The sequence below is a fragment of the Mycoplana sp. 10N416 genome (assembly GCF_056394765.1).
Window position 1 is genome coordinate 14535 of the sequence record NZ_JBFTIM010000020.1, and the last position, 26631, is coordinate 41165.

Genomic DNA, 26631 nt, shown 5'->3' on the forward strand with positions numbered 1-26631 from the left:
GCTAGAATTCAATTGAGAGGGAGAAGACACATGAAACCGAACTTTTTTTTCGGCGCACTGGCGCTTGCCGCACTTCTGGCAGGACCGGCACTGGCCGACGGAGTTGCGCCGAACTATGGCAATTGCGCACCCACTGGCGAAGCAGGCTCGATTAGCCTGAGCACTGTCGAACCCGATACCCTGATCGTCGCCACCGTTCTCCCCAATCCGGGCTGGTACAACGGCGTTTCGCCGGTGGCTGTCCAGGATGGTTACGAATACTGCATGGCTGCCCAGATCGCCCATCGCGCCGGTTTGGCCAATCTCAAGCTGATGAACCTGGCCTGGGATCAGTACATCTCCGGCACGGCCAAGGGATACGACATCGCCATCGCCTCGACCACGATTACCGATGCGCGCAAGCAGGTTTTTGATTTCAGCCGTCCCTATTTTGGCTCAAATCTCGGTGTTGCGGTCAAGGCCGGCACGGAATTGAGCGCGGAGACGCTGCGCAGCAAGCGCATCGGCGTTCTTCAGGGGAACATGGGGTCAGACTGGGTGGTCAACACCTTGAAGCCCGAGACCCAGCCAGCCCTCTACCAGTCGCAGCCCGACATGGTCACGGCGCTGATGGCCGGCCAGGTGGACGCGATCATTTCCGACACCACGCTCGTCCTTTCCGCCACCTCGGGCACCAATGGTGCGATCAAGGTGATCGGCCAGTTCGAGCTGAACCACGGCTACGGTGTAATCACGCCGAAAGGTTCGGAAAACAGCACGGTCGTCGATGCCGCAGTAGGAGCGATGATCGAGGACGGAACGCTGGCTGATCTTTCGAGCCGTTATCTTACCCCGATGTTCGGCGCCGATCCCAATAGCATTCCGGTCTGGCAACAGCCCTAATTCGGATCGGTGAAGGAGAGCGCATGACAATGCTGAGCCCCGCTCCGCGCAGTATGGGCCTTGCCGTGACCGCGACGGTCACGGCAGTTCTGCTGCTGTTTTTCATTGGCGTCCTGGGCGGGACGGTGCGAGGCGGCATCACCTCTGCCGGCCTGAGCACCTTTAGCCTGGGCACCATCGTGGCGGGGCTTGTCGCCGGAACATTGGCGCTGATGGCGGCACTTTCGGCGTTGCGTCTCTCACTTCGTGCTGCCGGGAGAACCGCCGCCGGCAAGGTGCTGGAAGCCCGCGCGGCGGCGGCGCAGTCCCGGCAAAGCGCCTTTGTTACCTTCGGCCTCGCGCTGGCGGTCATGGTGGGTTTCGCCCTCATCCAGCTTCTGCTGATGAACGACGGAAACATCCAGCGAACCTTCCTGCAATGGGAACTGATGCAGGCCAGCGCCTGGGATGTGGCCATGGCCTTCCTGGTCAATATCAAGCTGGCGCTGATCTCGCAGGCGATCGTTCTCGCCTTCGGGCTGGTCCTGGCAGTGGCGCGGATGGCACCCGGCAGAGCCGGCGCGCCTTTGCGCGTCATGGCGGTGGCCTATATCGACCTGATGCGCGCCGTTCCCGCGATCATCGTGCTCTACCTGATCGGCTTCGGTCTGCCGCTGACCAATCTACCCGTAATTTCGCGGCTATCGCCCGACTGGTTCGCGGTCATGGCGCTTTCGTTGACTTACAGCGCCTATGTCGCCGAGATCTATCGCTCGGGCATCGCCTCGATCCATCCCTCGCAATGGTCGGCAAGCCGGTCGCTCGGCTTCAGTTATCTCCAGACGTTGCGCTATTTTATCCTGCCGCAGGCGATCCGACTGGTGATCCCGCCGCTGCTCAGCACCTTTATCGCCCTGCAGAAGGATACCTCCCTGGTCAATGTCATCGGCACGCTCGATGCCTTCAACCAGGCCAAATTCTACGCCTCGTCCAGTTTCAATCTCTCCTCGGTGACGGTGGTGGCGATCCTGTTCGTGGTCATCACCATTCCGCAGACGCGCTATGTCGACTGGATGCTGGCGCGAGCGACCAAGCGCATGAGAGGTTGACCCCATGGCATTCATCGAAATCGACGGCCTGCGGAAGAATTACCATCTGCATGAGGTGCTGAAGGGCATCAATCTGCAGGTGGACCGCCATCAGGTGGTGACGCTGATCGGTGCCTCCGGTTCCGGCAAGTCGACGCTGCTGCGTTGCCTGAACGCGCTTGAAACGATCGACGGCGGCACGATCCGGGTGGCCGGGGACGTGGTCTCCGGCCCTGGGGTCGACCTGAACCGGCTGCGCCGCAAGGTGGGCATGGTGTTCCAGTCCTTCAACCTGTTCCCACACATGACGGTGGAAGAGAACATCGCCATCGGCCCGGTCAAGCTCCTGAACGAAAGCCGTGGCACGGCACTGAAGCGCGCCCGCGACCTGCTAGAGCGCGTCAATCTCGGGCACCGGGCGAAGTACTACCCGGATCAGCTTTCCGGTGGCCAGCAGCAGCGTGTCGCCATCGTCCGCGCCATTGCCATGCAGCCTGAGGCGCTGCTTCTCGATGAGATCACCTCTGCACTTGACCCGGAGCTGGTGGCCGAAGTGTTGAACATCGTGCGCGACCTGGCGCGGGATGGAATGACGATGATCCTTGCCACCCACGAAATGCAGTTTGCTCGCGAGGTCTCGGATCTGGTTGTCTTTCTCGAGCAGGGAAAACTGCTGGAGGCGGGACCGCCGTCGCAGATATTCGGCAACCCGAAAGAAGAGCGCACGCGTGAGTTCCTGCGGCAAATTATTGAGGCGGGGCGGTTGTGATACGGAACTGGTCGGTGCTGCCATGTTTGGCAGCCCGCTCTGAACGCGCGCCGGTCGCCCACGCCGAGTAGGCTTCCGACAAGGCACCCGGCCAACTCGGGGCCCCGGCAGCGTCCATCGTCGTCGCCGATCGTGGGCACAACGGCTGGCGGCACCTGATCGACTTGGTTCGACAGCGCGGCAGCGCGGCTTACGTCCCGAGTCAATCTGACATAACCACGACGAACGATACTGCGCGGTTCACCCTTAGTCGCCCCCAAACGCGGGGTCGTTCGCCGGCAGGGCAGCGAAACCTATATGTGATAGGTCTCGGTGTGTCCGTCGATCGCTATGGCTTGCCCGCTGATCATGCTTGCGGCAGGCGAGGATAAGAACAAGCACAAGTCCGCTATTTCCTTCGGCTCGACAAATCGCTTGATGGATTGGCCGCTGGTGTATTCGCGCCTGATGTCCTCCGGCGATGTCGATCGCATGGAGGCTTCGGCGGCGATGACGCGGTTCATGCGATCACCGGATACGGATCCAGGGCAGATTGCATTGACGCGGATGTTCCAGTCGCCGAGTTCGATGGCCATCGATTTGGTGAGGCCAACGACGGCCCATTTTGCCGCTGCGTAGGGCGTTCGCAGTCCATAGCCGAATAGTCCGGCCGTGGAAGACAGGTTGATGATGCTTCCGCTCCGTTTCGCCTTCATCAGCGGAATGGCGCAGCGGCTCGTCAGGAATTGGCTGTTCAGGCACACGTCGATGCAGTTGTGCCAGCTTTCGATCCCGATGTTCTCAAGCCTCTCCGTTGGGCCGGCAATCCCGGCATTGTTGATGAGAATATCGACGCCGCCTACCTCGGCCTTCACCTTGGCAAACCACGCTTCGATTTCCGTCGACGAGGTAACGTCGACCCGGCTCGCCACGATCTCTGGGCTGCTCGCCGACATCTCGTCGATTGCCTTGGCGTCGGTATCGGAGACGAAGACACGATGGCCTGCGGCCGCAAATGCTTCGGCGACCGTCCGGCCGATTCCCGACGCCGCCGCGGTTATCATAACGATCAATGGAACGGTCATCGCGCTCCTACCTCCAAAACCAAGCAAACTGACATTGTCATGATGTGATTGCTGCGAGCGGCGTCATCCTCAGCCGCTCGCACAACCGAACCGGATATTACGTGTTCGTCAGCCAACATTTGACCGGCGCCAGCGCGTTCATCAGCGGGGCGTTCGGATCATCGGTCCAGCCGCCGACATTCTGACCCACGGCGTCGATGAAATTGCTGAACATCGGCACGATAGTCCCGCCTTCGTCCCGAACCATCAGAGCGAGCTTGCCGTAAAGGGCGGCGCGCTTCTCTGCGTCGAGCTCGCCGCGGGCGAGAACGACCGTGCGGTCGAATTCGGGGTTTGAATAGGCCGATTCATTCCAGGCGGCCCCTGTCGTATAGATCGTCGAATAGACCATGTCCTGGGTTGGCCGCCCGTTCCAGTAGGAGGCGCAGAACGGCTTCTTGTTCCACACGTCCGACCAGTAACCGTCGCCCGGGATGCGCTTGATCTCAAGGGGTATTCCTGCCGCTGCGGCGCTCTGCTGAAAGAGCTGGCAGGCGTCGACGGCGCCGGGGAAGGCCACCTCGGACGTCTCGATCACCACAGGACCCTGGTGACCCGATTTTTTGAAATGGAAGCTCGCCTTATCGGGATCGTAGACGCGCTGCTCCAGATCATCGGCGAAGAACGAATAGAGGTTGTTGATCGGGACGTCGTTGCCCAACGTGCCGTGGCCCAGCAGTACCTTATCCAGCAGAGACTGGCGGTCGATCGCGTATTTCAAGGCAAGGCGCAGGTCATTGTTGTCGAAAGGCTGCGCGTTGGTCCGCATGACCAGAACGTAGTGGCCGCGGCTCGGTACCGATTTGACGGCGACGGTTTTCATGCCCGCCAAAAGTGCCGCGACCTTCGGCGCAACGCGATTGATCATGTCCACCTGACCCGCCTGAACGGCGGCGACGCGGGCGGTGTCGTCATTGATGATCGTCACATCCAGCGTGTTGGCGTGACCTCGGGAATCATCCCAGTAGTCGGCATACTTCTCGAAAACGTACCGCACGCCAGGCTGTTGGCTGACGACTTTATACGGTCCCGCGGCGATCCCGTCCGCCGGGTTCGCGCGGCCGCCCTCTGGCTGGATGACCAGATGGTAATCCGCCATTATGTAGGGGAAGTCGGCGTTCGGATCCTGCAGCTCGGCAATGAACTCGTTACCGGAGGCGGTCATCTTGGTGATGCCTGCCATCAGGCCAAGGGCGGCCGAATTGCTCTTGCTGTCGGCGTGGCGCTTCATCGTCTCGACGACGTCGTTGGCGGTCACGGGCTTGCCATTGTGGAAGGTCACGCCTTCGCGGATCTTGAACGTCCAGGTCTTGGCGTCCTTCGACGAGCCGAACTCCGTAGCCAGACGCGGCACTATATCTCCCTTTGCGTCGACTTCGAACAGCTTCTCGCCGAATTGCGCGATGAGGGTATTCGGCCCTTCTGCGGACGCCAGTGCCGGATCGAGTGTGTCCGTCGACTGGCCGCCGCCGAGGCCTACGCGCATCGTGCCACCCTTGACCGGTCCCTCGGCGCGGGCTGCATGTGCAAGAAGGCCGGGTGCCAATGCGGCTGCGCCCAGCATGGCCGCGCGCCCCAAGAAGGACCGCCTGTCCATTCTTCCACGGGCGACCAAAGCCGCCAGGTACTTCAACTCGTCAGTCATTAGAACCTCCTCCCAACTTGGTTCTGGACATCATCGGCCAACCACCATTTGCCGTTGGCACCCTGGTGGTTCACACCAAGCCAGCTTCAAAGGCTCGCACGTTTGCGGCTGGCTATATGACTATTTCGGACAGTAATTTGAGATTTTTGGACATCGGGACGCCGCGCCGGGGACATGCTGACAGGCCATCCTTTTACCGCCATGCAGCGGGTCCGCACTCGCTGCTGGTCGGCATATTTGCGAGCGTTTGTATGGCTTTCAGATTGAATGGCCGCTGCGTCCAGTGAGGGTCTCGAACGGCAGGGTTATCTACCTAATATAGCTTGGATCAACACCATCGAGCAGCGCTTTCAACTCTGAAAAGTGAGCCACGTGGAAGTCGCCGATATCTTCCCATTGTCGTGCCGTCTTCTCTGCAACTTCGTGATCGAGAATACTCAACTGACGTTGCGTGGAGTACGCCAGCACAAGAGTTTTGCAGGCCTTCTCAAAGTAGTAGAGACGATCGAAAGCCTCCGAGATCGACGATCCTATAACCATCACTCCGTGATTCCCCATGATCATTGCTTTATGGTCGCCGAGAACGGTCGCTATTCGATCTGCTTCTTCTGTCGCATCGGCAAAGCCTCCGTAGGCTCGGTCGATTGCAACTCGCTGATAGAACCGGCAGGTGTTCTGATCGATGGGCTTGATCTCGGGGTCCTCGAGGCAGGCCAGTGCCGTGGCGTAATCCGAGTGGACGTGCAAGATGACGCGGGCTGAGGGGTTTACCGCGTGAAGACGGCTATGGATTGCCCAAGCCGTTTCGTCCGGTGCATCTGGTCGCGACATCGTCTCGCTGTCGGTCGCGTCGAGCAGGAGGAGTTCGGAGGCGCGTATCCGTGAGAAATGTCGCCACTTCGGATTGATAAGGAACTTCGAGCCGTCGTCGGAAACCGCAACGCTGAAGTGGTTGGCGACGCTCTCATGCCAATTGAACATTGCTGCCAGGCGAAATGAGGCGGCAAGATCCTGGCGAAGACCGATGTTGTCGACATTGGATCCAAATGAAAATGCGTCTGTCGCTGTCATGGTCATGTTCGTTCTCCTCCACCCTTGGAGCGAGCATAGGAACGAAGATTCAAGTCGGGAAATGACGTCTTGTTGTAACTCTCATGACAAACTATCATGACGCATGCCGTCACAGATACCTGACATCCGTCAATTGCAGGCCTTCCTGGCTGTTGCGTCCGAACTAAGCTTTACCGGTGCCGGTGCAAAGCTCAATCAGACACAATCGGCGATCAGCCATCAGATCCGCAAGCTGGAGTCACAGCTGGGAACTGCGCTGTTCAATCGGAATACGAACCAGGTCGAAATTACGGAAGCCGGCGCGGCGCTCCACCTGAAGCTCAGGCCTATAATTAAGCAACTTGATGTTCTCTTTGATACGAGGGTCGCTCCGAACGACCGTACCGTTCTGGAGATTGAACTGGAAACAGGGTTTGCCACTTTCTGGCTTACCCCACGACTGGCGGACTTTACCGAGCGCTTTCCTGAAATCGATATCACCATAAATGTTTCCCATCGTCGGCTTGAATTCGTCGGCAACACCGAACTTGCCATCAAATGGGGCGACGAAGATTGGCGCGGGTTTTCTTCTGAGCGCCTCATGGAGCTTCGACTTACTCCAATGTGTGCTCCCGCTTTGGCGCGCAAACTCAAGAAGCCGGAAGACATTCTCGGGCAAGTGCTGTTGCACGAAAAAGACTACGCGCTGTGGAGCCAGTGGTCGTCCGTCGCAGGGCTTGCCGGGACTTCTGTGGAATCGGGACACGTATTCCAGGACACCGCGATGCTACATCACGCAGCGGTTCGCGGCCACGGAGTGGCGTTATTCGCGGTTGAACTAGCCGCGGAAGCGACAGCGAAAATGGAGTTGGTCGCGCCATTTTCCGATATGGTTTTGTCGACGACCCATGCCTACTATCTGGTCACGCGAACGAGACGCCTTACCGCAGCGGGAAAAAGCTTCGTGCAATGGGTCAAGGGTCAGGTCGCAATGGATATGGCGTTGAATTACGCTGGTTAAGTGATGTACGGCACGAGCTTGCGGCTGATCGCCAAAGTATAGATTTATACCTATCTGGACCATGACGAACATAGACCGCCCCCCTGTTCAGATACTCATCCTGGTCACGCCAAACTTCAATCTGGCTGCGACAACATCGTTCATCGACCCGTTTCGGGCAGCAAACTATCTGGAAGGGGACACCAGATTCCGCTGGGTTCTGGCATCTGCACCTGGTGGCCGGTGCCAAGCAAGTAACGGTCTCGTGGTCGAGACGGAGAGGCTCGCCGAGTTCCAGAACGAGGCGTTCGACATCGTCGTCATGTCAGCGAGCTGGACGCCGGAGGCCGGAAGAACGCCACAGCTTCTCGCCTCCTTGCGGAAATGGGCGCGGGCGGGAAGCATCATCGGCGCCCTCGATACGGGCGCCTTCATCGTGGCGGACGCCGGATTGCTGCGTGGCCATCGGGCGACCGTGCACTATGAGCATATCGATGCCTTCAAGGAACTGCACGGTGACGTTGACGTATCCGAAGACATCTTCGTTCGCGACGGGAAGCGTTTTACCTGCTCGGGTGGTATCGCCTCGTCGGACATCGCGCTCCAGATCATTCGGGCAAGTTCCGGGGATGCGCTCGCCAATGCATCGGCCCGCTACATCTTCCACCCCTCGCTGCGACCGGCGGGCACGTCGCAGAACCCGGCGAATGCCGAGCCAATCGGAACGTATATCCCCGGCATGATCCGACAAGCTATCGTCGTCATGGAGCAGCATCTCGAAAACGCCCTCTCTATTCCCGAAATCGCGGACCGGGTTAAAATCTCCCATCGGCAACTCAATCGGCTGTTCATGCGATACGTGGGGAAGTCGCCTGCCACCTACTATCGCGATATCCGGCTCGACCGTGCGAGAGGGCTGGTCACGCAAACCGACATGCCGATGTCTGAAATCGCCATCGCATCGGGGTTTGCCAGCCAGGTGCACTTTAGCAGGGCCTATCGCGAGCGGTTTGGCCTATCGCCGCGGACGGATCGTGTCGAGGGCAGGGTTCCCTTCGAGTTCCGGGCCTGGCCGATGCATCGCAAGTCCGGCGTCAGGTCCTAAGCGAGCAAGACTGCGGCGAAAAAAGATAAACCAGCGGCGTACGGTGCACAGAAAGAGCATTCGACTGGCGGGAAGTTAGAAACGTCCGCGACGATATCGCAAATTCTGGTGAACTGTCTGGCGAGCGACGAAGCCAAGCACGCGACCTGACAACGATGGGTTCTGGGTGGCGGCCTTTCGGCCCAAGTTCAACAAATGAGGCTCTGACGTGTCGAAATCCGTTATCATTACCTGCGCGCCGACCGGCGGCATCCACACGCCCACCATGTCGGAGCATCTTCCAATCACGCCCTCGCAGATCGCTGAGGCGAGCATCGAAGCGGCGGAAGCGGGGGCCGCAATCATCCACCTCCACGCCCGCAATCCCGATAACGGCAAACCGGATCCGAACCCTGACCTGTTCATGGAATTCCTCCCGCGCATCAAGCAGTCGTGCAATGCGGTTCTCAACGTCTCCACGGGCGGCGGACTCGGCATGACTCGCGAGGAGCGCCTGCGCGCCGCCACCCGGGCGAGCCCGGAAATGGCATCCCTGAACGTCGGCTCGATGAACTTCGGCATCTTCCCGATGCTCCAGAAGTATTCCAACTGGAAGCACTCCTGGGAACCCGAATTTCTGGAGATGACGCGGGACTTCATATTCCGGAACACCTTCGGCGACATCGAATACACGGTGAAGGAACTCGGCGATGGCCACGGGACAAAATTCGAGTTTGAATGCTACGATCTCGGCCATCTCTACAACCTCGCCTGGATCATCGATCAGGGCTGGGTGAAGCCGCCGTTCTTCGTGCAGATGGTGTTCGGAATCCTCGGGGGTGTTGGGCCGGACCTCGACAACCTCATGCACATGCACACAATTGCCAACAAGCTGTTCGGCAACGATTACGAATGGTCGGTGCTGGCCGCCGGACGTCATCAGATGCCGTTCACAACGCAGTCTTCACTCCTCGGCGGCAACGTTCGTGTGGGCATGGAGGACAGTCTCTATATCGGACCCGGTGAAAAGGCGATCTCGAGCGCTCAGCAGGTGCGCAAGATCAGGACTATCGTCGAAAATCTCGGCCTCAAGGTCGCGACGGCCGAGGAGGCGCGTGCGCGGCTCGGCCTCAAGGGCGCCGACAAGGTGGCGTTCTGATGTGAGGCAGCCTTGGGCAGGTGGACGCCGCGGTTAGGGGCTTGGACGCCACCGCGCTCGCAAACGACCCAGAAAGTCTGCAGCGGTTCTATCGTCAGCCACCTGGCCCACCGAACACCGGAAGACGCGCGAACGCCGCGCTTGGCAGATTTCGCCCCGAAGGCTCGTTCGTGACAGGCCATTGTGGTCGCTGGCGGGCTGACCGCCCCATCCCCCTTCAACCTGGATTATTTTGATGAGCGAATTCAAGCAAACTGCAGTACTGGGCGCTGGTGTTATCGGTGCGAGTTGGACGGCTCTCTTCCTCGCTTCCGGACGGGACGTGGCGGTTCACGACATTTCTCCAACAGCCGAGAAGACCGTCAGAGACTATGTAAGTCGCGCCTGGCCCACCCTTGAAGATCTCGGTTTGGTGAAGGGCGGCAGCCCCGACCGCGTTCGCTTCTGCAAATCGGCCGCTGAAGCCGTCGAGGGTGCGTCGTTCATTCAGGAGAATGTCCCGGAGCGCATCGAGATCAAGCGCGCGCTCTATGCAGAAATCGAATCTTTGCTCAGCGCCGATGCCATCGTGGCCACTTCCGCCTCCGGCCTCACGCTGAGCGAGATGCAGGCAGGCTGGAAAGACCCCGGCAGGTTTGTGCTCGGCCATCCCTTCAACCCGCCGCACCTGATCCCGCTGGTCGAAGTTATGGGGAACGAGCGAACTGCAGATGGGGTCGTGGAGGCGGCCGAGCGCTTCTACGATGCGGTGGGCAAGGTTACGATCCGCGTCAACCGCGAGGTGCCCGGCCACGTGGCAAACCGTCTCCAGGCGGCAGTTTGGCGCGAAGCCATCCATCTCGTGAAATCCGGCGTCGCCAGCGTCGAGGACGTCGATAAGGCGATGTGGGCCGGACCGGGCTTGCGCTGGGCCGCGATGGGGCCGACCATGCTTTTCCACCTCGGTGCGGGCGAGGGCGGCCTTGCCGCTTTCTGCGAGCGCTATACCGACAGTTTCAATCGCTGGTGGGACGATCTCGGCGTCCTTCATCTCGACGCTGCGATTGCAGAGACGCTCGTTGCCGGCGTGACCCAGGAAGCCAACGGCCAGTCGCCGGCGGACCTTTCCGCGCAGCGGGACGCACTGATCGCGAGCATCCAGAAGGCGATGGCTCCGCTTCGCGCGAATTAAAAGCGGATCACATCAAGCGGCCAACCGCTGCCGCCACTTGAGGAGGCCGAATGGCCCGCTGGTGCCGGAATAGAAGGAGGCCGTCGCCCTTTGCGAACGCACGGCCCATTCGAACGCCGATCGGTCGCTCACCGTTCTGGGCGCCTATGTTTTCTATGATCGCGCGCTGGGCTCTCTTCCTGCTTCCGCCCGCGGAGTAATGCCGAGGAAACGCGCATCTGTCGTTGCAGGCGACCCTGCGTCAGCGGCCACAGGAACGCTTTCCGTGGTGTGCTCGACCCCTTGGGCCGGGCGAGCGAAGTCCTGTTCGGGGCGCGATTCGGCCGTTCGCATCCCCCGATGAAATTCCTGAAAGCCATCCGTCCACTTCGCTGACGCAGCCACGGTCGGAACGCGCCGCCAAGCCAGTCATCGACGCCGTCGTCGAGGTCGAGCTTAAAGCGGACATCGTATTGGCAGGAGTTTCGTCGCCTTCGCGCCAACATCGGTCATTGCCAAGCACCTCACCTGTAGCCCACGGCACGAAGGCCAATTTGCGTGCGCAATTCCGCATCACTTTGATGCGGTAGCGCCGACACACGTCGGTTCCAAAGTACATTTTCGTTGCGTGGCCCGTTTCCAGCTTGTTTTCATCGCCCACCAAGGCTCGACTGCTGCGCATTGGCGACAAGCGGCATCGGGGCATCAACGCCGCAGGGATGGAAATGAAGACACCACCACTGACCACCACTGGTTCCGATGGCCTGATGATCGACTGGATCGATGAGGATGGCCGTGTCTATGCCGTCAGCCCCTATGAAGCCAGAGAACTTGAAGTCGACGTCGAGAAGGGCGGGACGATCGCACTCGAGCGCATCTACAGCAGCACGTCCGCGCAGATGCTCAAGGCGATAGCCAGGGGCGAAACGCCCCCCGATCCCTCATTTCCCGTCTGGGTGAACTCGCCCTCCTACAGCGAAATCCCGATGGTGGCGACCGTTGTCCGCAACCCGGGCCAGGGTATCGCCGTGGTGAAGCAGGCGCTGTCCGCCTCCTTGCTGGGCATCGGAATCGAGCTTTCGGAACGGATGGAGATCCTTTCCCAGATGATCGGGGCTGCGACCGACGCATGCTGGTGCATCGAATTCCTGGAACCCGTGGACATATCGCTATCGGAAGAGGAGATCGTCGACAGCATTTTCAAGAAACAGAGCCGGTGGCGGGCCTGCAACGATGCGATGGCTCGGCTCTACAGGGTGCCACCGGAACTGGACTTCAACATGCAGCCCGTGGCTCGCTATTTTCCGGACACCGAAGTCAACCGCGAAATGGTGAGAGAGCTGGTCAGGGCGAACTATCGCCTAGACCGAGCCGCTGCCATCGACCGACGGCACGATGGCACCGAAATGTTCGTCGAAAACGACTTCCGCGCCGCCATCCGGGACGGCCTTCTGATCCGCCTTTGGGGCACGACGCGCGACATCAGCCCTTTCAAGGAGCGGGAGCAGCGGTTGAACGACCGAGCGGACACGATGCAGGACATCCTGAGCGCGACGCCCGATCCGATTCTCGTGATCTCGGAAGAGGGAACAATCCTTGCTGCGAATCCCGCGACACAGGCCGCCTGGGCGCACGAGGCGGAGGACATTCTCGGGCGTCCCATTCAGCGTTTCGTGGAGACCAGGAACGCAGCAGAGAAACTTCGTTCGGCGGCCTCAGAGAGCGAAGACGGCGAATGCGATCTCGCGGTCATCTCGGCGGACCGTACCAAGGACATCTGGAGGTTTCATGCCTCCCGCCTGGAGGGCGAAGTGCGCAGGTATGTCGTGACCGCGCGCCGCAAGACCAAGCGCCGCCCGCGTGTCCTCACCGAGGAGGCGTTCTGATGAAGTTCTATTCCAACGACATAACCAACCTTTCGTCCCGCCGGCTCCGCCCCGGATTCATCGACGATCCCCAATTCGCATCTTTCCTCGAGGCACTCCCGGACGGGGCCGCACTTCTCGACACCGACGGGCGCATCAAGCTGGTCAATGCCAAGATCGAAATGCTGTTGAACCTGGGACGACGCGACCTGGTTGGCACGGACCTGGCAAAGCATGCGAAGACCGCAGGTCCAGTGGTGGCAAAGCTCTGGACCGGCCTCCAGCAATTGAAGCGAACAGAGGTCACCGGTGCTCTCAATTCGCAGCGCCAGGTAGTGGCCGCCATTACAATCCTCAGGACGCAGGATGGGGGCGCTTATGGGGCGCTCTTGACCATGCGCGAGGCCAACCGGGCCTCCCGACCGGTCGATGGGTCGGAGAACTTCCGGTTCGACGAGACGTCAACCCGGACGAAGACCTCGTTCCTCTCAACCCCGCATTCTGCGGCCTTGTCGGCACGTGCGGAAGCGGCCCTGGGACGTGGCGCGAGCGTCCTGCTCACAGGCGAAACGGGAACCGGAAAGACGGAGATGGCCCGGCTCATCGGAAGGGCAAACGATGCAGGCGCGCCGCCATTCGTCCATGTCCGCTGCGGATTGATTTCCGACGGGCAGTTCGAGGCCGAGATGTTCGGCATCGAGCCGGGCTCGCGGCTCGACACCTCGACGCGTGGGAAACTCGGCTACGTGGAAGCTGCCGACGGCGGCATCCTCTTTCTCGACCAGATCACCGACCTCGGCCCGTCCGCGCAGGCAATGCTCGTGGCCTTCCTCGAGACGCAGACATTCAGCCGGGTCGGGTCGGCGCAACGACGTCACGCGAAACTGCAGATCATAGCGGCAACGAACGCCGACATGGACGAGCTGATGGGAGAAGGCTTGTTCAGAAGAGACCTCTATTACCGCGTGGCGGTAATGACCTTCGACCTCCCTCCTCTCCGCGGTGACACGGCGGTGATCGACACGCTTCTCGATCACCACCTCGCCGCACTCAACGTGGGCAGGAAGCCAGTCTTGCGGCTCTCCAGGGAGTTCCGTGAGCTCGCGCACGCCCATCAGTACCACGGCAACATCCGGGAGCTGATCAATATCCTGGAGCGCGCCGGGGCGTCGGCGAGCGAGCTTGCGTCAGCGGAACACTTCATCGGACCGAGGGCGGGGGCCGCCCGGCCAGCGTCGCCGGTCAATCAGGCTCCGCCCCACCCAATCGGCAGCCGCGCAGGAAACTTCAAGGACCTGGTCCAGGAGTTCGAGACGTGGGTGCTGGAAAAGTCCATCGCAGAGAATGGAAGCAAACGAAGCGCCGCCAAGGCGCTCGGCATCGATATTGCGACGCTCGTCCGAAAGACGAAGCGGAGATCATAGACGTCAATCAAAAAAGGGGAATGACAATGAGCAATTTGAGGAGAATTCTGGTCGCGACCGTTGCCGCGATTTCCGCGTTCGGCCAGACGGCTGCGGCGACGGCTGCGGAGCTGAACATCCTGACCTGGGAGGGCTATACCGCCGAAAAGTTCATCTCCAAGTTCGAAGCTGAATCCGGCTGCAAGGTGACGGCTTCCTTCGTCGGCTCCAACGACGACTTCGCCGCAAAGCTGGCCGCCGGCGGCGGCGTGTACGACATCATAACTCCCTCCCTCGACACCGTGCCGATGATGAGGCTCGCCGAGTTCGTGTCTCCGATCGACACCGCCAAGGTGACCGGGCATGACGGTATCTACCCCGAATTCGCGAAGCATTCCGATATTGCCGTGGACGCGGAAACCTGGGCCGTCCCGCTGATCTGGGGCTCTGTCTCGTTGATCTACCGTCCCGACAAGTTCGCCAGCACGCCCGACTCGATCGGCGTCCTGTTCGATCCTGCAAACAAGGGCAAGATCGCCATGTGGGACGACAAGTCGGCGATCTACTGGACCGCTCGCTACCTCGGCTACATGGATGCCTTCGATCTCACGGACGAACAACTGGAAGCCGTGAAGGCGAAGCTGATCGAACAGAAGCCGCTGGTGCGCAAGTACTGGACCTCGGCCGGAGAGCTGACGGAGCTGATGGCGAACCAGGAGGTCTTCGTTTCCAACGCCTGGACCGGTCTGACCTCGAAGGACGTCAACAACCTCAAGAAGGGGTTTGAAGTCACGGAATTCACGCCCAAGGAAAAGGCCGAGGGCTGGATGGACTCGATGATGCTGGTCAAGGACACCCCGAACGAAGAGTGCGCCTACAAGTTTATGTCCTTCATGCAGTCGGCCGAAGGTCAGTGCGGCCTCGCAGAGTCCACCGGGTACTTCCCGGTCAACCCGGTCGCCGTAGGCGGCTGCATGGACGACGAGATGAAGAAAGACCGCCAAGTCGGCAACATCGAGTTCGTCAAGAGCCTAGTAATGTGGGAACAGCCCAAGCGGCTCGACAAGTACCTCGAGATTTGGAACGCAGTAAAAGCTGCGCCATAATCCCTTTCCGCGGGTGGAGGCGATCCGCCTAAGCCCGCGGAATACAAAACCTAAAAAATACTCGGGGAACACATGATTTCGAAACCGATCGTGTCGCTTGAAGGCGTCACGAAGACCTATGGCAATTTCACCGCGTTGCACGCCACCGACCTGTCGGTGGGCGAAGGCGAGTTCGTCACCCTCCTCGGCCCGTCGGGCTGCGGCAAGACGACCACGTTGCGGCTCGTCGGTGGCTTCGAAAGGGCGAGTGCGGGCCGCGTCGTCATATCCGGCGAGGACGTGACATCGAGGCCGCCCTACCTGCGCCCTGTCAACACCGTGTTCCAGGACTACGCCCTCTTCCCCCACATGAGCGTTTCTCAGAACATCGCCTATGGACTATCCGTAAAGTCCAACAATGTGCCCAGAGCCGAGCAGGCGGCACGCGTGGCCGAAGCCTTGGCACTGGTCGGTCTCGAAGGAATGGCCGGCCGCCGGCCGGAAGAGCTGTCCGGCGGCCAGCGTCAGCGCGTCGCCATGGCACGCGCCGTCGTACGGCGTCCTCGCGTCCTCCTGCTCGACGAGCCGCTCTCGGCGCTCGATGTGAAGCTTCGCGAAGGCATGCAGGTCGAGCTCAAGCGCCTCCACCGGGAACTCGGGATCACCTTCATCATGGTCACCCACGACCAGACGGAGGCACTCGCGCTGTCGGATCGCATCGTGGTGATGAACAAGGGGCGCATCGCCCAGATCGGCTCGCCGACGGAACTTTACGACAATCCTTCAACGCCTTACGTCGCCGACTTCATCGGCGCAGCGAACCTGCTCGATGCGACATCGGCCGGGCCGGAGGGCGGTTTCACCATGTATCGCCTGGGTGACACCCTCATTCGCGCGGCCCGAAAGCCGTCGTCGGCACTCGCGAGCGGGGCGATGCTGGGCATCCGGCCGGAACGGCTGCTCGTATCCGGGTCGGAAGTCGCCAACCGGCTATCCTTCACGATCAAGGAAGTGCTGTTTCATGGTGACCGGCTGAAACTGGAACTCATGATGCGAGGGGTCGACAAGCCGATCTTTGCCGAGTTGGCTCGGACCGTCCTCGCCTCAAGTCAGACGGAAACCGGCAGCCACCTTGATCTCTATGTCGAGCCTTCGGACATCCTCGTCTTTACCGGAGGGCATGCTGGATGACGGTAGACAGACGCTCCCTTCCTGGTTTCGCCGCGCTCTTTTCCCTGCCGCTAGCCTGGGTAATCCTGCTCCTGATCGTGCCCTACGGCATCATGATATCGGTCAGCTTCTGGACCCGGCAGTTTCCGCTCTTCTATCCGGACTTCCAGTTCGGCAACTTCGCCCAGCTCTTCTCGGACCCCCAATATACGACCGTCATCCTGAGGACGCTGAAGATCGCGGCTCTCGTGACCGCAGGCTCGTTGCTCCTAGGCTATCCGCTGGCCTATTTTCTCGCATTTACGGTCAGGCCCGGATCGCTCAGGAACCTGCTCTACATGTCCGTCATCGTTCCGCTCTGGGTGTCCTATCTGCTCCGCGCCTACACCTGGAAGATCATCCTCGGGACCGACGGAGCACTGAACTCGCTTCTCGTGTCGCTCGGCATCATCCACGCGCCCCTCGACATCTTCCTCTACAACCAGACCGCCATGGTCATCACGCTCGTCTATATCTTCGTGCCGTTCATGGTGATGCCGCTTTACACGGTGCTCGACAACATTCCGAAACGGCTGATTGAAGCCTCGGAAGACCTTGGCGTCGGGCCGTTCATGACATTCATCCAGGTCATTTTGCCGCTCTCGCTTGGTGGCGTCATCGCAGGATCGACCATGACCTTCTGTCTGGCTTTCGGCGATTTCGTCGCCCCGGTCTTGGTCGGGGGGCCCGATGGCACCATGGTCGCCAACCTGCTGCAGACGCAGTTCGGCGCGGCGCTCAACTGGCCGCTCGGTTCGGCGCTCGCCACGCTGGTGCTGATCCTCGTTCTCGTTCTCCTGCAGATTTCCAGCCGCCTCGACCGGGCAGGCCGGATCAACATGACCTGAGGAGCCTGAGATGCAGTCCTTGAGATGGTGGCAGAAGGGATTGGTGGGCGTCAGCCTCGGCGTGCTCGCGTTCCTCTACCTGCCAATCGTTATGCTCATCCTGTTCTCGTTCAACGACAGCAAGGTGACGTCCTTTCCGCTTTCCGGCTTCACGCTCCACTGGTACGAGGCCTTCCTTGCCAATGAGGGCATGCTGCGGGCGCTGTGGAACAGCCTTGTGGTGGCGGTCTGCGCAACGCTCGTCAGCCTCGTCGTCGGCGTGACCGCGGCCCTCGCCCTCGATCGCTACGACTTCCCCGGAAAGAGGCTGTTCCAGAATGCCATCCTGCTTCCGCTGAGCCTGCCCGGCCTCGTCACCGGCATTGCGATGCTGAACTTCTACAAGCAGATCGGCATTCCGCAGAGCCTGACAGCCGTCGTCATCGGTCACGCGACCGCGTTGCTCGGCGTCGTCGTCTCGCAGGTCATGGCGCGGCTTGCCAAGCTCAACCGTCGCCAGCTCGAAGCCTCCGCGGACCTTGGGGCAACGCCGATCGAGACCTTCCGGCGGGTCACCCTGCCGTCAATCCGCAGCTCCGTCATCGGCTCGGCATTGCTCTGCTTCACGCTGTCCTTCGACGAAATCCCGGTGACCTATTTCCTGACGGGCCGCGAGGTGACCCTGCCGATCTACATCTATTCCACCTTGAGACGGGGCATCACGCCCGAGATCAACGCGGTCGGCTCACTTATCGTCGCTGCCTCCTTCATCCTCATCATCCTCTCGGTCACGCTTCTGCGTGACCGCCGTTAGCCGCAGACCAACAGGGAGAACACCATGGACGCCACAACCTATACCCACGACTTCTGGCGCTCGAAGGCGTCGTCATTGAAGTTCCGCACGCAGCACTTCATTGATGGCCAGTACGTCGCCTCGGCCGACGGCCGCACCTTCCCCTCGATCAATCCCGCCACGGGCAGCACGATCACCGAAGTGGCGCGCGGCGGGCAGGCCGAAATCAATCGGGCTGTGGCCGTCGCCCGCAAGGCGTTCAAGTCCGGCTCCTGGTCGCGGATGGACCCGCGGTCACGCATGGCCGTTCTCGAAAAATTCTCGGCGCTCGTGGAAAGCAATGCCGAGGAATTCGCGGTGCTCGATAGCCTCGACATGGGCAAGCCTGTCATGGACATGATGAACATCGACATTCCCGGCTCGGTGATGTCGCTGAAATTCTTCGCCGAGACGATCGACAAGATCGAGGGAGCCGTGACCTCCACTGCGTCCAGCGCGCTGCACTATATCTTGCGGCAGCCTCTTGGCGTCGTCGGCCTGATCGTCCCGTGGAACTACCCGTTGATGATGGCCGCCTGGAAACTCGGGCCTGCGCTCGCAACCGGAAACTCGGTCGTTCTCAAGCCCGCCGAGCAATCCCCGCTCTCGGCCAACCTCCTTGCGGAGCTCTTCATCGAGGCGGGTGGCCCTCCCGGTGTCTTCAATGTCGTACACGGCCTCGGCGAGGAGGCCGGCAAGGCGCTCGCGCTCCACAATGACGTCGACAAGATCGGCTTCACCGGCTCGACCGAGGTCGGCAAGCTGCTGATGATCTACGCCGGACAGTCGAACATGAAGCGCGTATCGACCGAGTGCGGCGGCAAGACGCCCCAGATCATTCTCGAGGACTACGACGATCTCGACACCGCCGTGACCTATGCGGTGAACGGCATCTACGGCAACCAGGGCGAGGTCTGCAACGCCGGCTCGCGCATTCTCGTCCAGAAGAGCATCCACGACGATTTCGTCGATCGTTTCGTTGCCCGGACGCAGCAGAATTTCGTGCTCGGCGACCCGCTCGATCCGTCGACGACGATCGGGCCGCTGGTGACCTCCTCGCACCAGAAGCGAGTGCTGAACTATATCGACATCGGCCGCAAGGAAGGCGCGTCGCTCAAGTTCGGCGGCGGCACCTTCGCCGGCGCACCATCGGGAGCCTATGTCGAGCCGACCCTGTTCACGGGGGTCAACAACACGATGCAGATCGCGCGCGAGGAGATCTTCGGGCCGGTTGCCGCCATCATCCCCGTTGATGGCGTCGACCAGGCAATCGAGATCGCCAATGACTCGATTTACGGCCTCGCCGCTTCGATCTGGACCCGTGACATCGCCAAGGCTCACAACTTCGCCCGCGACATCGAAGCGGGTGTCGTCTGGGTCAACTGCTTCGACCACGGCGACATGACGTCCATCTGGGGCGGCTTCAAGCAAACCGGCAACGGCCGCGACAAATGCCTCGAGGCGTTGACGCAATACACCCAGACAAAATCTGTCTGGGTAAACCTGGCCTGAGAATGATGGCCCGACGGTCGAACGGCACTGTCGGGCCGCCCTTCGGGGCCTATTTGCCAAGTCCGCAATGCTCCGAACTCGGACCTCGTCGGTAAGAACTGCGATGTGACAGCAAGTCCTTGACGACGCATGTCAGGTGGGCATATCTGAGCGTGACGGTTCCCCAACGATGACTCTGAGGGGATTAATAGGGAACACGGTAAGGACGACCCAAGAGGGACCAAGACCGTGGCTGCCCCCGCAACTGTAGGCGGATTGCCGGTAATCCTCGGGCCATTTGGCCATGCCACTGCGACGTTTCGCGGGAAGGCAGATCACCGACAAACATCCGTGAGCCAGGAGACCTGCCGTCAATCACGATCCAATCAGCCGGGCGGGGATGCTCGGAAAGGAGCAGATATGATTGACCTGAACCTTCGTCGTTTTCCGACTTTCAGCCGCCTTGATTGGGCCTTCCGCCGCTAGCGTCTGCGTATCTGTGTCTTCATCCGCTCGCGAGCTGCGCGGCGATGGAGTTGCTAGCTGTTTTTCCTCCTGATCGAGATATTTCATGCGCCAGTTTCTCACCAGTATGACGTTCGCATTCGGCCTGCTCGGCCTTGCCGCACCGAGCCTCGCTGCGACCCAATATCCATTGACCGTCAACAACTGCGGCCGGCCGGTGACGTTCGAAAAAGCGCCCGCAAAGATCGTCTCCATCGGCCAAGGCATGACCGAAGTCCTCTATTCGCTTGGCCTCGCCGACAAGATCGCCGGGACGGCTGTCTGGGTTGGTCCCGTGTTGCCGCAATACGCCGAGGTCAACGCCAAGATCAAACGTCTTTCGGACAACGACCCGAGCTTCGAGTCGGTCGTCGGCGAGGAGCCCGACATGGTTGCAGCCGAATTCGAGTGGCATGTCGGCGCGCAGGGCTCTGTGGGCAGCCGCGACCAGTTCGCCGAACTCGGGATCAACACCTATATCGCGCCGGCGGATTGCGTTGCCAAGGTCAACACCGACGGTGGCGATGGTGTTCGCAAGGAACTGTTCACGATGGACCTGATCTATCAGGAAATCGCGGAGCTCTCGGCGATTTTCGACGTGAAAGAGCGCGGTGACGCGCTTGTCGCCGACCTCAAAAAGCGTGAAGCCGCCGCCGTCGCTTCCGTTGCTGGCGCATCGGCAAAGGCGCTGCCGGTCGTCTTCTGGTTCTCCAGCAAGGAGGTGAGCGGAGACGCCTTCATCGCCGGCAAGAACAGCGCACCGGCCTACATCCTGAAGTCACTTGGGGCACAGAACGTCGTGACGACAGAAGAGGAATGGCCGCTCGTCGGCTGGGAGACGATTGCTGACGCGAATCCCGCCGTCATCGTCATCGCCACTATGGATAGGCGGCGCTACGCGGCCGATGACCCGAAGATCAAGCTCGAGTTCCTGGAAAATGACGCGGTCGCCAGTCAGCTGGACGCGGTGAAGAACAAGCGTTTCGTGATGATGGACGCGCAGTCGATGAATCCGACGATCCGGACGATCGAGGGGATCGAGACATTGGCGAACGGCATCAAGTCCTTCGGTCTGACGCAGTGAGGGGTGCATCTGCATTGTCGCAAAAGGGGTGGGCGCTCTCGGCGCTCACCGCCTGCGCGTTCGTGTTTTTGGGCCTGATGATCAGCCTTGCCGTTTCGATCGGGGAAATATCCATCCCGATCGAAACGGCGGCGAAAGCCGTGTCGAACCGCGTCTTTGGTACAGGCTTCGAGCTTAGCCGCATCCACCAGGGCGTGGTCTGGGATTATCGGCTGAGCCGTGCGCTCGTTGCAGCAAGTGCTGGCGCATCGCTTGCACTCTGCGGCGCAATCCTCCAGGCCTTGCTCCGCAATCCGCTGGCTGAACCCTATGTTCTGGGAATCTCCGCCGGAGCCTCGACCGGAGCGGTATGCGTCATGATCCTTGGCTTCGGCTACGGCGTCCTCAGCCTTTCCAGCGGTGCCTTCATCGGCGCGGTCGTCGCATTCCTGCTCGTCGGGATACTTGCTGCCGGTGCCGGCGGCACCAGCGAACGGATCATTCTGTGCGGTGTTGCCGGGTCGCAGCTTTTCAATGCGCTGACATCGTACATCGTGACGACGTCGGCGAATGCGGAGCAGGCAAGAGGCGTGTTGTTCTGGCTTCTCGGCTCTCTCAGTGGTGTCCGCTGGCCGGACGTCTATCTTTCGGTTCCGGTGGCAATCGCCGGTTTCGTCTTGTGCATGGCCCACGCCCGGTCGTTGGACGCATTTGCGTTCGGTACGGATTCAGCCGCTTCGCTCGGCATTGCCGTAAGGCGGGTGCAGATCGTTCTCCTCGGAGCGACCGCTGTAATGACGGCGACGGTCGTCAGCATGGTCGGGTCGGTCGGCTTCGTCGGTCTGGTCATACCGCACGCGGCGCGCTTTCTGGTCGGTCCGGCGCATCATCGACTGCTTCCCGCATCCGCTCTCGGCGGGGCGATCTTCATGGTCGCCGCGGACATCGTTTCCAGGATCATCATACCCCAACAGATCCTCCCCATCGGCGTGGTCACGGCCCTGTTTGGTGCGCCAGCCTTTGCGGTCATTCTCTATCGCGCTCGGAGGAGTGCATGAGCATCAGCATCGACAAGGTCAATTATGCCGCCGGCGAGGCAGTTATCATCAACGGCGTCACCCTCACGATTGAAAAGGGAAAGGTCCTCGGCTTGCTCGGGCCGAACGGCTCCGGCAAGTCCAGTCTTCTGCGGCTGATTGCCCGGCTGAGAAAGGTCCAGAGCGGCGTCATCCGGCTCGGCAATGACGACGTTTCAACGATTTCAAGGCATGAACTCGCGCGCCGCGTCGCCTTCGTAGAGCAGCAGTCGACAACCGAAACCCAGTTGACGGTGAGCGATGTCGTCCGCCTCGGAAGGACACCCCATCTCAGTGCGTGGTCGTCCTGGACCGTCCAAGATGACGCAGCCGTCCAACGGGCGCTTTCCAGCGTCGGAATGCAGGACCGGGCGGGGCAACTTTGGCAGACGCTTTCCGGTGGCGAGCGCCAGCGCGCTCATATCGCCAGGGCTCTGGCGCAATCGCCGAGCGAGCTTCTACTCGATGAGCCGACCAACCACCTCGATATCCAACACCAACTGGAAATACTGTCCCTCGTCTCCAAGCTCGATCTGACCTGCGTCGTTGCGCTTCACGATCTCAACTTGGCGGCCATGTTCTGTGACAGTTTGGCCGTGCTTCAACACGGGAAGGTCGTGGCAAGCGGTGCACCCGAAGACGTTTTGACCGAGGAACTGATCGGTACGGTGTTCGGCGTCCGTGCTCATGTCGCTAAATCCGCGGTCCATGACCGTTTTCATATTCAGTACCTTGTGAGGTAGGCATGGATGGCAGCAACTTCGATCTCAAGGAAGAGATCAGGGACTATTGGTCCAAACGATCGGAAACGTTTGACCTTGCCTTTGGTCACCTCCTCGAGGATGTTTGCGATAGAGCATGTTCCAACGAAGGTCACAGTGATAAATAAGCTGCGATTGGAGCAATCGATGTTGCAGCATCTGCGGACTGAAAGGGGCATCTGGCTGGCGCTAGTCGCGGCGTGCATCCTTATTCTGCAGTTTGCCGCAGGAGCCAATGCGGCATTCAGCCAAGTCCCATTGGATGCTTTCGGCAATCCCTTGTGCGTGTCTGGTTCTGACCACGGCGCGAAAGAGACCGCTCCCCCCAGCCATCACTCTGGAAAGCCAGATTGCTGCACACTTGCTTGCGGTGCGTCTGCTGCCGCCGCTCTCAATGGCAAACTGATCTATGCCGTTGACCGACCATTTCCTGTTCTTGCAGAACAGGTCAATGCGGAGCGTGATGTTGCCCGTCACCAACTGCTGAACGAGTTTCAGGGAAGCCCGAGAGCGCCTCCGTACTGAGCTAAGTCCGTTCGCGACCGTTCGACAATACCCACTTTACCCATCCGGATTGCACGCCTGGCCCGTATCGGGCGGAGATGCCGGGATTCTATCAGGCCATGCCCCAGCAATTCATCGCCGCGCAACGAAGCAGGCGACATGGAGAAACAAATGTTCAAGAAGCTTATCGCCACCGCAACCATCCTGGCGCTCGGAACCAGCGCGGCCCTGGCCCACGTCACCTTGCAGGTCAAGGAAGCACCCGTCGGCTCGACCTACAAGGCAATCCTGCAGATCCCGCACGGTTGCGAAGGCAAGCCGACGACGACGGTCCGCATTCAGATTCCGGATGGCGTGATCGCCATCAAACCGCAACCGAAACACGGCTGGAAACTGGAGAAGGTAAAGGGCTCCTACGGCAAGACCTACGACTACTATGGTACCCCGACGAGCGAAGGGGTGAAGGAAGTGATCTGGAGTGGGGGCAGCCTTGCCGACGACGAGTATGATGAGTTTGAGTTTCGGGTGTTTCTGACGCCCGATCTAAAAGCAGGGGAAACACTGTATTTTCCCGTCGTGCAGGAGTGCCCGGATGGCATGGCCGAGCGTTGGATTGAGATACCTGCGGCCGGTCAGTCTTCCGATGACCTCGAACTGCCCGCTCCGGGGTTGACGCTGCAAGAGAAGGTCTCCGGACATTGAGCCAATAGTCGGCGCTTTGCGCCAGCTATTCCTCCTTCAGATCGGACTAGGCAGTGAGCAAGGTCAGCATCATCACATCTGCTCTTATCGGTCGAGCAGCCATGGCTGTTCTGGCCTTGCTCTTCCTGGTGACCACGGCCTTGGCCCACGCCTCGCTGACGGCAACAGAACCGCCCGACGGTGCCGTCGTCGATGTCGCTCCGGCAAAACTTGCGCTGTCGTTCAGCGAGCCGGTTTCGCCGCTGACATTGAGGCTGATCCAGCCGGACGGTTCCACAATAGAGCTCACGCGGTTCGTCCTTCGGGACCGCACCGTAGAAATCGCAACACCACCTGGTCTGTCTTCAGGGACGCACGTGCTTTCCTGGCGCGTCGTATCCGAAGACGGTCATCCGGTAGGCGGCTCTATCATCTTCTCGATTGGATCGCCGAGCTTGTCCGCGCCGGTCGCAGAAACGAACGATTGGCGGGTTCGTGCCGCGATCTGGTCCGGCCGCATCGCCATGTACGTCGGCCTGTTCTTTGGCATTGGCGGCGTCTTTGCCGTCAACTGGCTGCTCCGGAACGCATTGGTGGCGCGCCGGTTCAACGCGGTAATGCTGGCAATAGGTTTCTTGGGGGTCGGGCTGTCTGCCGGATTGCAAGGCTTGGACGCGCTTGGCAGACCGCTGTCAGCCTTTTTGGAGCCTCTGGTTTGGTCAACCGGTCTGGCAACAAGCTTCGGCAGGACCGTGCTTGCAATGGCTGCCGCATTGGCCCTTGGCGCGCTCGCACTTCATCCACGCCTGAAACGGGCGGGATCCCTCATCGCCCTCGTTACCGGATCGCTGGCCCTGTCGCTCAGCGGTCACGCCAGTGCCGCCGAACCGCAATGGCTTATGCGGCCGACGGTTTTCCTGCATGCCTTGACCGTTGCGCTTTGGGTGGGAGCATTGTTGCCGCTTGCAAAGGTGCTTAAAGGCGATCCTGTGAACGGTATACAGGCCCTGCACCGATTTTCCGTGCTTGCTCCCTTCGTCGTTGCCGTCCTCGTCGCAACCGGCATGGCGCTCGCAGTCGTTCAGCTTGAGAGCCCTTCAGCGCTGGTAGACACGGCTTACGGCAACGTGTTTGTTGTCAAGCTCGCGCTCGTCTCGCTTCTTTTCGCCCTGGCGGCGTTCAACCGATGGATGCTCACCGCTCGCACTGAGGCAGGTGACAAACGCGCGGCCAGAACTCTGGTACGGACAGTTGTTATTGAAGCGCTGGTAGTCCTGACAATATTCAGCGTTGCAGCCGTGTGGCGATTTACCCCGCCTCCACGAACCTTGGCCGTTGCAGCCGCACAGCCAGCTTCAGTCCATCTCCACGGAAAAAAGGTAATGGCGGAAGTAACGATTGCCCCCGGCAAAGTCGGGGCTGTCGACGCTTCGGCCTTCATCATGGATGCCGACTTTTCCCCGCTGGATGCGAAGGAAGTGACGTTCGTTCTTGCCAATCCTTCAGCCGGCGTGGAGCAAATCAAGCGCAAGGCAGGCAAGCAGACAGATGGAACGTGGCGGGTTTCGGACCTTGTGCTGCCACTCCCCGGCGTCTGGAAAGTTCGCCTGGATGTGTTCATCAGCGATTTTGAGATCGAGCGGATCGCAGGGGAAATTCAGATCAAGCCGTAGGCCTACCATCGTCCGCTTTGGGGCGCGATCACGACCTCTTCAGTTGGGCAGGCCATGAATCAGGCAATGGTTGCCTGCTCACGCATATGCCCGGCCCGTAAGTCGACATCTAGCGCGCAACGAAGGCCAGGTCCTACAAAAAACTTCGCAAGTGAACTCACTTCGCGTCGCCACGCGTCTTGTTGAAAAGGCCGAGCAGGTCGATCGGCAGCGGAAACACCACCGTCGACGAGCGTTCCCCGGAGATGTCGTGCAGCGCCTCGAAATAGCGCAACTGCATCGCCTGCGGCTCCTTGGCCAGCATCTTTCCGGCCTCGACCAGCTTTTGGGCCGCCTGCTGTTCGCCGTCGGCATTGATCACCTTGGCGCGGCGCAGCCGCTCGGCCTCGGCCTGCTTGGCAATCGCCCGGATCATGCTCTCGTTAAGGTCGACATGCTTGATCTCGACATTGGTCACCTTGATGCCCCAGGCGTCGGTCTGCTGGTCGAGAATCTCTTGGATGGCGGCGTTGAGCCTGTCGCGTTCGGCCAGCATCTCGTCGAGTTCATGCTTGCCGAGCACTGAACGCACCGTCGTCTGCGCAAGCTGGCTGGTCGCTGCCATATAGTCCTCGACCCTGATGATCGCCCGTTCGGGATCGACGATGCGGAAATAGAGCACCGCATTGACCTTCACCGACACGTTGTCGCGCGAAATCACATCCTGCGGCGGCACGTCCTGCACCACCACGCGGAGGTCGACCCTTAC

The 26631-nt window shown here is 60.5% G+C and carries 25 protein-coding genes, 1 pseudogene and 1 riboswitch; of the genes and pseudogenes, 21 read left to right on the forward strand and 5 right to left on the reverse strand.

The features are described 5' to 3' along the window. Positions 1–30 precede the first annotated feature (30 nt). From AC1DDS_RS23655 to AC1DDS_RS23665, 3 genes are read left to right on the forward strand one after another with little or no spacing between them, the layout of a single operon-like run. Positions 31–882, forward strand: a complete 852-nt coding sequence (locus AC1DDS_RS23655; RefSeq protein WP_477481091.1) for an ABC transporter substrate-binding protein — start codon at positions 31–33, stop codon at positions 880–882. A 23-nt stretch (positions 883–905) separates the two neighbouring features. Continuing rightward, on the forward strand, positions 906–1970 hold the full coding sequence (locus AC1DDS_RS23660) for an amino acid ABC transporter permease (protein ID WP_477481092.1): 1065 nt from the start codon (positions 906–908) through the stop codon (positions 1968–1970). Between the two features lie 4 nt (positions 1971–1974). Further along, positions 1975–2718 carry an amino acid ABC transporter ATP-binding protein gene (locus tag AC1DDS_RS23665; RefSeq protein ID WP_477481093.1) on the forward strand — a complete coding sequence of 248 codons (744 nt, stop codon included), beginning with the start codon at positions 1975–1977 and terminating at the stop codon, positions 2716–2718. Positions 2719–3011: 293 nt separating this feature from the next. Here AC1DDS_RS23665 and AC1DDS_RS23670 read toward each other — a convergent pair whose 3' ends face one another. The 3 genes from AC1DDS_RS23670 to AC1DDS_RS23680 all read right to left on the reverse strand — a co-directional run bounded on the left by AC1DDS_RS23670 (position 3012) and on the right by AC1DDS_RS23680 (position 6543). Then, complete coding sequence (locus AC1DDS_RS23670) at positions 3012–3782, reverse strand: SDR family oxidoreductase (protein WP_477481094.1); 771 nt, start codon at positions 3780–3782, stop codon at positions 3012–3014. A 97-nt stretch (positions 3783–3879) separates the two neighbouring features. After that, positions 3880–5466 (reverse strand): ABC transporter substrate-binding protein, encoded by a 1587-nt coding sequence (locus tag AC1DDS_RS23675; protein WP_477481095.1) that lies wholly within the window; start codon positions 5464–5466, stop codon positions 3880–3882. 309 nt (positions 5467–5775) lie between these two features. Further along, positions 5776–6543, reverse strand: a complete 768-nt coding sequence (locus AC1DDS_RS23680) for a class II aldolase/adducin family protein (protein ID WP_477481096.1) — start codon at positions 6541–6543, stop codon at positions 5776–5778. 97 nt (positions 6544–6640) lie between these two features. On the opposite strand from AC1DDS_RS23680, the gene AC1DDS_RS23685 reads away from it, so the two are divergent. From AC1DDS_RS23685 to AC1DDS_RS23735, 11 genes are all read left to right on the forward strand, one after another. Continuing rightward, complete coding sequence (locus AC1DDS_RS23685; RefSeq protein WP_477481097.1) at positions 6641–7537, forward strand: LysR substrate-binding domain-containing protein; 897 nt, start codon at positions 6641–6643, stop codon at positions 7535–7537. 61 nt (positions 7538–7598) lie between these two features. Beyond that, complete coding sequence (locus AC1DDS_RS23690; protein ID WP_477481098.1) at positions 7599–8621, forward strand: GlxA family transcriptional regulator; 1023 nt, start codon at positions 7599–7601, stop codon at positions 8619–8621. 208 nt (positions 8622–8829) lie between these two features. After that, entirely contained in the window at positions 8830–9759 is a 930-nt protein-coding gene (gene kce / locus AC1DDS_RS23695) for a 3,5-dioxohexanoate:acetyl-CoA acetone transferase (RefSeq protein ID WP_477481099.1), read from the forward strand. A 235-nt stretch (positions 9760–9994) separates the two neighbouring features. Beyond that, positions 9995–10930: a 3-hydroxyacyl-CoA dehydrogenase NAD-binding domain-containing protein gene (locus AC1DDS_RS23700; protein WP_477481100.1), complete on the forward strand. Its 936-nt coding sequence runs from the start codon at positions 9995–9997 to the stop codon at positions 10928–10930. Between the two features lie 704 nt (positions 10931–11634). After that, positions 11635–12795 carry a PAS domain-containing protein gene (locus AC1DDS_RS23705; protein WP_477481101.1) on the forward strand — a complete coding sequence of 387 codons (1161 nt, stop codon included), beginning with the start codon at positions 11635–11637 and terminating at the stop codon, positions 12793–12795. Next, entirely contained in the window at positions 12795–14198 is a 1404-nt protein-coding gene (locus AC1DDS_RS23710) for a sigma 54-interacting transcriptional regulator (protein ID WP_477481102.1), read from the forward strand. The genes AC1DDS_RS23705 and AC1DDS_RS23710 overlap by 1 nt, the downstream gene beginning before the upstream one ends. A 26-nt stretch (positions 14199–14224) precedes the next feature. Continuing rightward, positions 14225–15283 (forward strand): ABC transporter substrate-binding protein, encoded by a 1059-nt coding sequence (locus AC1DDS_RS23715; protein ID WP_310422590.1) that lies wholly within the window; start codon positions 14225–14227, stop codon positions 15281–15283. 72 nt (positions 15284–15355) lie between these two features. Continuing rightward, positions 15356–16453, forward strand: coding sequence for an ABC transporter ATP-binding protein (locus tag AC1DDS_RS23720; protein WP_477481103.1), 1098 nt, complete (start codon positions 15356–15358; stop codon positions 16451–16453). After that, entirely contained in the window at positions 16450–17319 is an 870-nt protein-coding gene (locus tag AC1DDS_RS23725) for an ABC transporter permease (RefSeq protein ID WP_310422596.1), read from the forward strand. Before AC1DDS_RS23720 ends, AC1DDS_RS23725 begins: the two co-directional genes overlap by 4 nt. 10 nt (positions 17320–17329) lie before the next feature. After that, complete coding sequence (locus AC1DDS_RS23730; protein WP_477481104.1) at positions 17330–18112, forward strand: ABC transporter permease; 783 nt, start codon at positions 17330–17332, stop codon at positions 18110–18112. A gap of 24 nt (positions 18113–18136) precedes the next feature. Then, positions 18137–19642, forward strand: coding sequence for an aldehyde dehydrogenase (locus tag AC1DDS_RS23735; protein WP_477481105.1), 1506 nt, complete (start codon positions 18137–18139; stop codon positions 19640–19642). Positions 19643–19781: 139 nt separating this feature from the next. Then, positions 19782–20008: riboswitch (cobalamin riboswitch) on the forward strand. Here the strand turns inward: AC1DDS_RS23735 and AC1DDS_RS23740 are convergent. Then, positions 19997–20194 carry a hypothetical protein gene (locus tag AC1DDS_RS23740; protein WP_477481106.1) on the reverse strand — a complete coding sequence of 66 codons (198 nt, stop codon included), beginning with the start codon at positions 20192–20194 and terminating at the stop codon, positions 19997–19999. (Overlaps the previous riboswitch by 12 nt.) Between AC1DDS_RS23740 and AC1DDS_RS23745 the strand changes: the two genes are divergently transcribed. The 7 genes and pseudogenes from AC1DDS_RS23745 (at position 20193) to AC1DDS_RS23775 (ending at position 25883) form a co-directional block, all read left to right on the forward strand. Beyond that, positions 20193–21209, forward strand: coding sequence for an ABC transporter substrate-binding protein (locus AC1DDS_RS23745; protein ID WP_477481107.1), 1017 nt, complete (start codon positions 20193–20195; stop codon positions 21207–21209). The genes AC1DDS_RS23740 and AC1DDS_RS23745 overlap by 2 nt on opposite strands. A 14-nt stretch (positions 21210–21223) precedes the next feature. Further along, positions 21224–22246 (forward strand): FecCD family ABC transporter permease, encoded by a 1023-nt coding sequence (locus AC1DDS_RS23750; protein ID WP_477481108.1) that lies wholly within the window; start codon positions 21224–21226, stop codon positions 22244–22246. Then, positions 22243–23007: an ABC transporter ATP-binding protein gene (locus AC1DDS_RS23755; RefSeq protein WP_477481109.1), complete on the forward strand. Its 765-nt coding sequence runs from the start codon at positions 22243–22245 to the stop codon at positions 23005–23007. Before AC1DDS_RS23750 ends, AC1DDS_RS23755 begins: the two co-directional genes overlap by 4 nt. Positions 23008–23009: 2 nt before the next feature. Then, a pseudogene (locus AC1DDS_RS23760) lies at positions 23010–23096 on the forward strand (SAM-dependent methyltransferase); the annotation flags it as partial. Positions 23097–23172: 76 nt separating this feature from the next. Then, a complete protein-coding gene (locus AC1DDS_RS23765) occupies positions 23173–23550 on the forward strand; it encodes a hypothetical protein (protein ID WP_477481110.1) in 378 nt (125 codons plus the stop codon). 150 nt (positions 23551–23700) lie between these two features. After that, positions 23701–24231 carry a YcnI family copper-binding membrane protein gene (locus tag AC1DDS_RS23770; protein ID WP_477481111.1) on the forward strand — a complete coding sequence of 177 codons (531 nt, stop codon included), beginning with the start codon at positions 23701–23703 and terminating at the stop codon, positions 24229–24231. Between the two features lie 53 nt (positions 24232–24284). Then, positions 24285–25883, forward strand: a complete 1599-nt coding sequence (locus tag AC1DDS_RS23775) for a copper resistance CopC/CopD family protein (protein WP_477481112.1) — start codon at positions 24285–24287, stop codon at positions 25881–25883. A gap of 157 nt (positions 25884–26040) precedes the next feature. Here AC1DDS_RS23775 and AC1DDS_RS23780 read toward each other — a convergent pair. Then, positions 26041–26631: slipin family protein (locus tag AC1DDS_RS23780; RefSeq protein ID WP_477481113.1), on the reverse strand; the 591-nt coding region annotated here is incomplete at its 5' end.

Excerpts from the sequence above, each read along its gene's own strand:
- AC1DDS_RS23745 (WP_477481107.1), top strand. The coding sequence starts at position 20,193 with ATGCGCCAGTTTCTCACCAGTATGACGTTCGCATTCGGCCTGCTCGGC.
- AC1DDS_RS23730 (WP_477481104.1), top strand. The coding sequence starts at position 17,330 with ATGCAGTCCTTGAGATGGTGGCAGAAGGGATTGGTGGGCGTCAGCCTC.
- AC1DDS_RS23720 (WP_477481103.1), top strand. The coding sequence starts at position 15,356 with ATGATTTCGAAACCGATCGTGTCGCTTGAAGGCGTCACGAAGACCTAT.
- AC1DDS_RS23710 (WP_477481102.1), top strand. The coding sequence starts at position 12,795 with ATGAAGTTCTATTCCAACGACATAACCAACCTTTCGTCCCGCCGGCTC.
- AC1DDS_RS23770 (WP_477481111.1), top strand. The coding sequence starts at position 23,701 with ATGTTCAAGAAGCTTATCGCCACCGCAACCATCCTGGCGCTCGGAACC.
- AC1DDS_RS23705 (WP_477481101.1), top strand. The coding sequence starts at position 11,635 with ATGAAGACACCACCACTGACCACCACTGGTTCCGATGGCCTGATGATC.
- AC1DDS_RS23690 (WP_477481098.1), top strand. The coding sequence starts at position 7,599 with ATGACGAACATAGACCGCCCCCCTGTTCAGATACTCATCCTGGTCACG.
- AC1DDS_RS23665 (WP_477481093.1), top strand. The coding sequence starts at position 1,975 with ATGGCATTCATCGAAATCGACGGCCTGCGGAAGAATTACCATCTGCAT.
- AC1DDS_RS23725 (WP_310422596.1), top strand. The coding sequence starts at position 16,450 with ATGACGGTAGACAGACGCTCCCTTCCTGGTTTCGCCGCGCTCTTTTCC.
- AC1DDS_RS23740 (WP_477481106.1), bottom strand. The coding sequence starts at position 20,194 with ATGAAATATCTCGATCAGGAGGAAAAACAGCTAGCAACTCCATCGCCG.
- AC1DDS_RS23670 (WP_477481094.1), bottom strand. The coding sequence starts at position 3,782 with ATGACCGTTCCATTGATCGTTATGATAACCGCGGCGGCGTCGGGAATC.
- AC1DDS_RS23735 (WP_477481105.1), top strand. The coding sequence starts at position 18,137 with ATGGACGCCACAACCTATACCCACGACTTCTGGCGCTCGAAGGCGTCG.
- AC1DDS_RS23715 (WP_310422590.1), top strand. The coding sequence starts at position 14,225 with ATGAGCAATTTGAGGAGAATTCTGGTCGCGACCGTTGCCGCGATTTCC.
- AC1DDS_RS23660 (WP_477481092.1), top strand. The coding sequence starts at position 906 with ATGACAATGCTGAGCCCCGCTCCGCGCAGTATGGGCCTTGCCGTGACC.
- AC1DDS_RS23765 (WP_477481110.1), top strand. The coding sequence starts at position 23,173 with ATGTTGCAGCATCTGCGGACTGAAAGGGGCATCTGGCTGGCGCTAGTC.
- AC1DDS_RS23680 (WP_477481096.1), bottom strand. The coding sequence starts at position 6,543 with ATGACCATGACAGCGACAGACGCATTTTCATTTGGATCCAATGTCGAC.
- AC1DDS_RS23700 (WP_477481100.1), top strand. The coding sequence starts at position 9,995 with ATGAGCGAATTCAAGCAAACTGCAGTACTGGGCGCTGGTGTTATCGGT.
- AC1DDS_RS23675 (WP_477481095.1), bottom strand. The coding sequence starts at position 5,466 with ATGACTGACGAGTTGAAGTACCTGGCGGCTTTGGTCGCCCGTGGAAGA.
- AC1DDS_RS23655 (WP_477481091.1), top strand. The coding sequence starts at position 31 with ATGAAACCGAACTTTTTTTTCGGCGCACTGGCGCTTGCCGCACTTCTG.
- AC1DDS_RS23685 (WP_477481097.1), top strand. The coding sequence starts at position 6,641 with ATGCCGTCACAGATACCTGACATCCGTCAATTGCAGGCCTTCCTGGCT.
- AC1DDS_RS23755 (WP_477481109.1), top strand. The coding sequence starts at position 22,243 with ATGAGCATCAGCATCGACAAGGTCAATTATGCCGCCGGCGAGGCAGTT.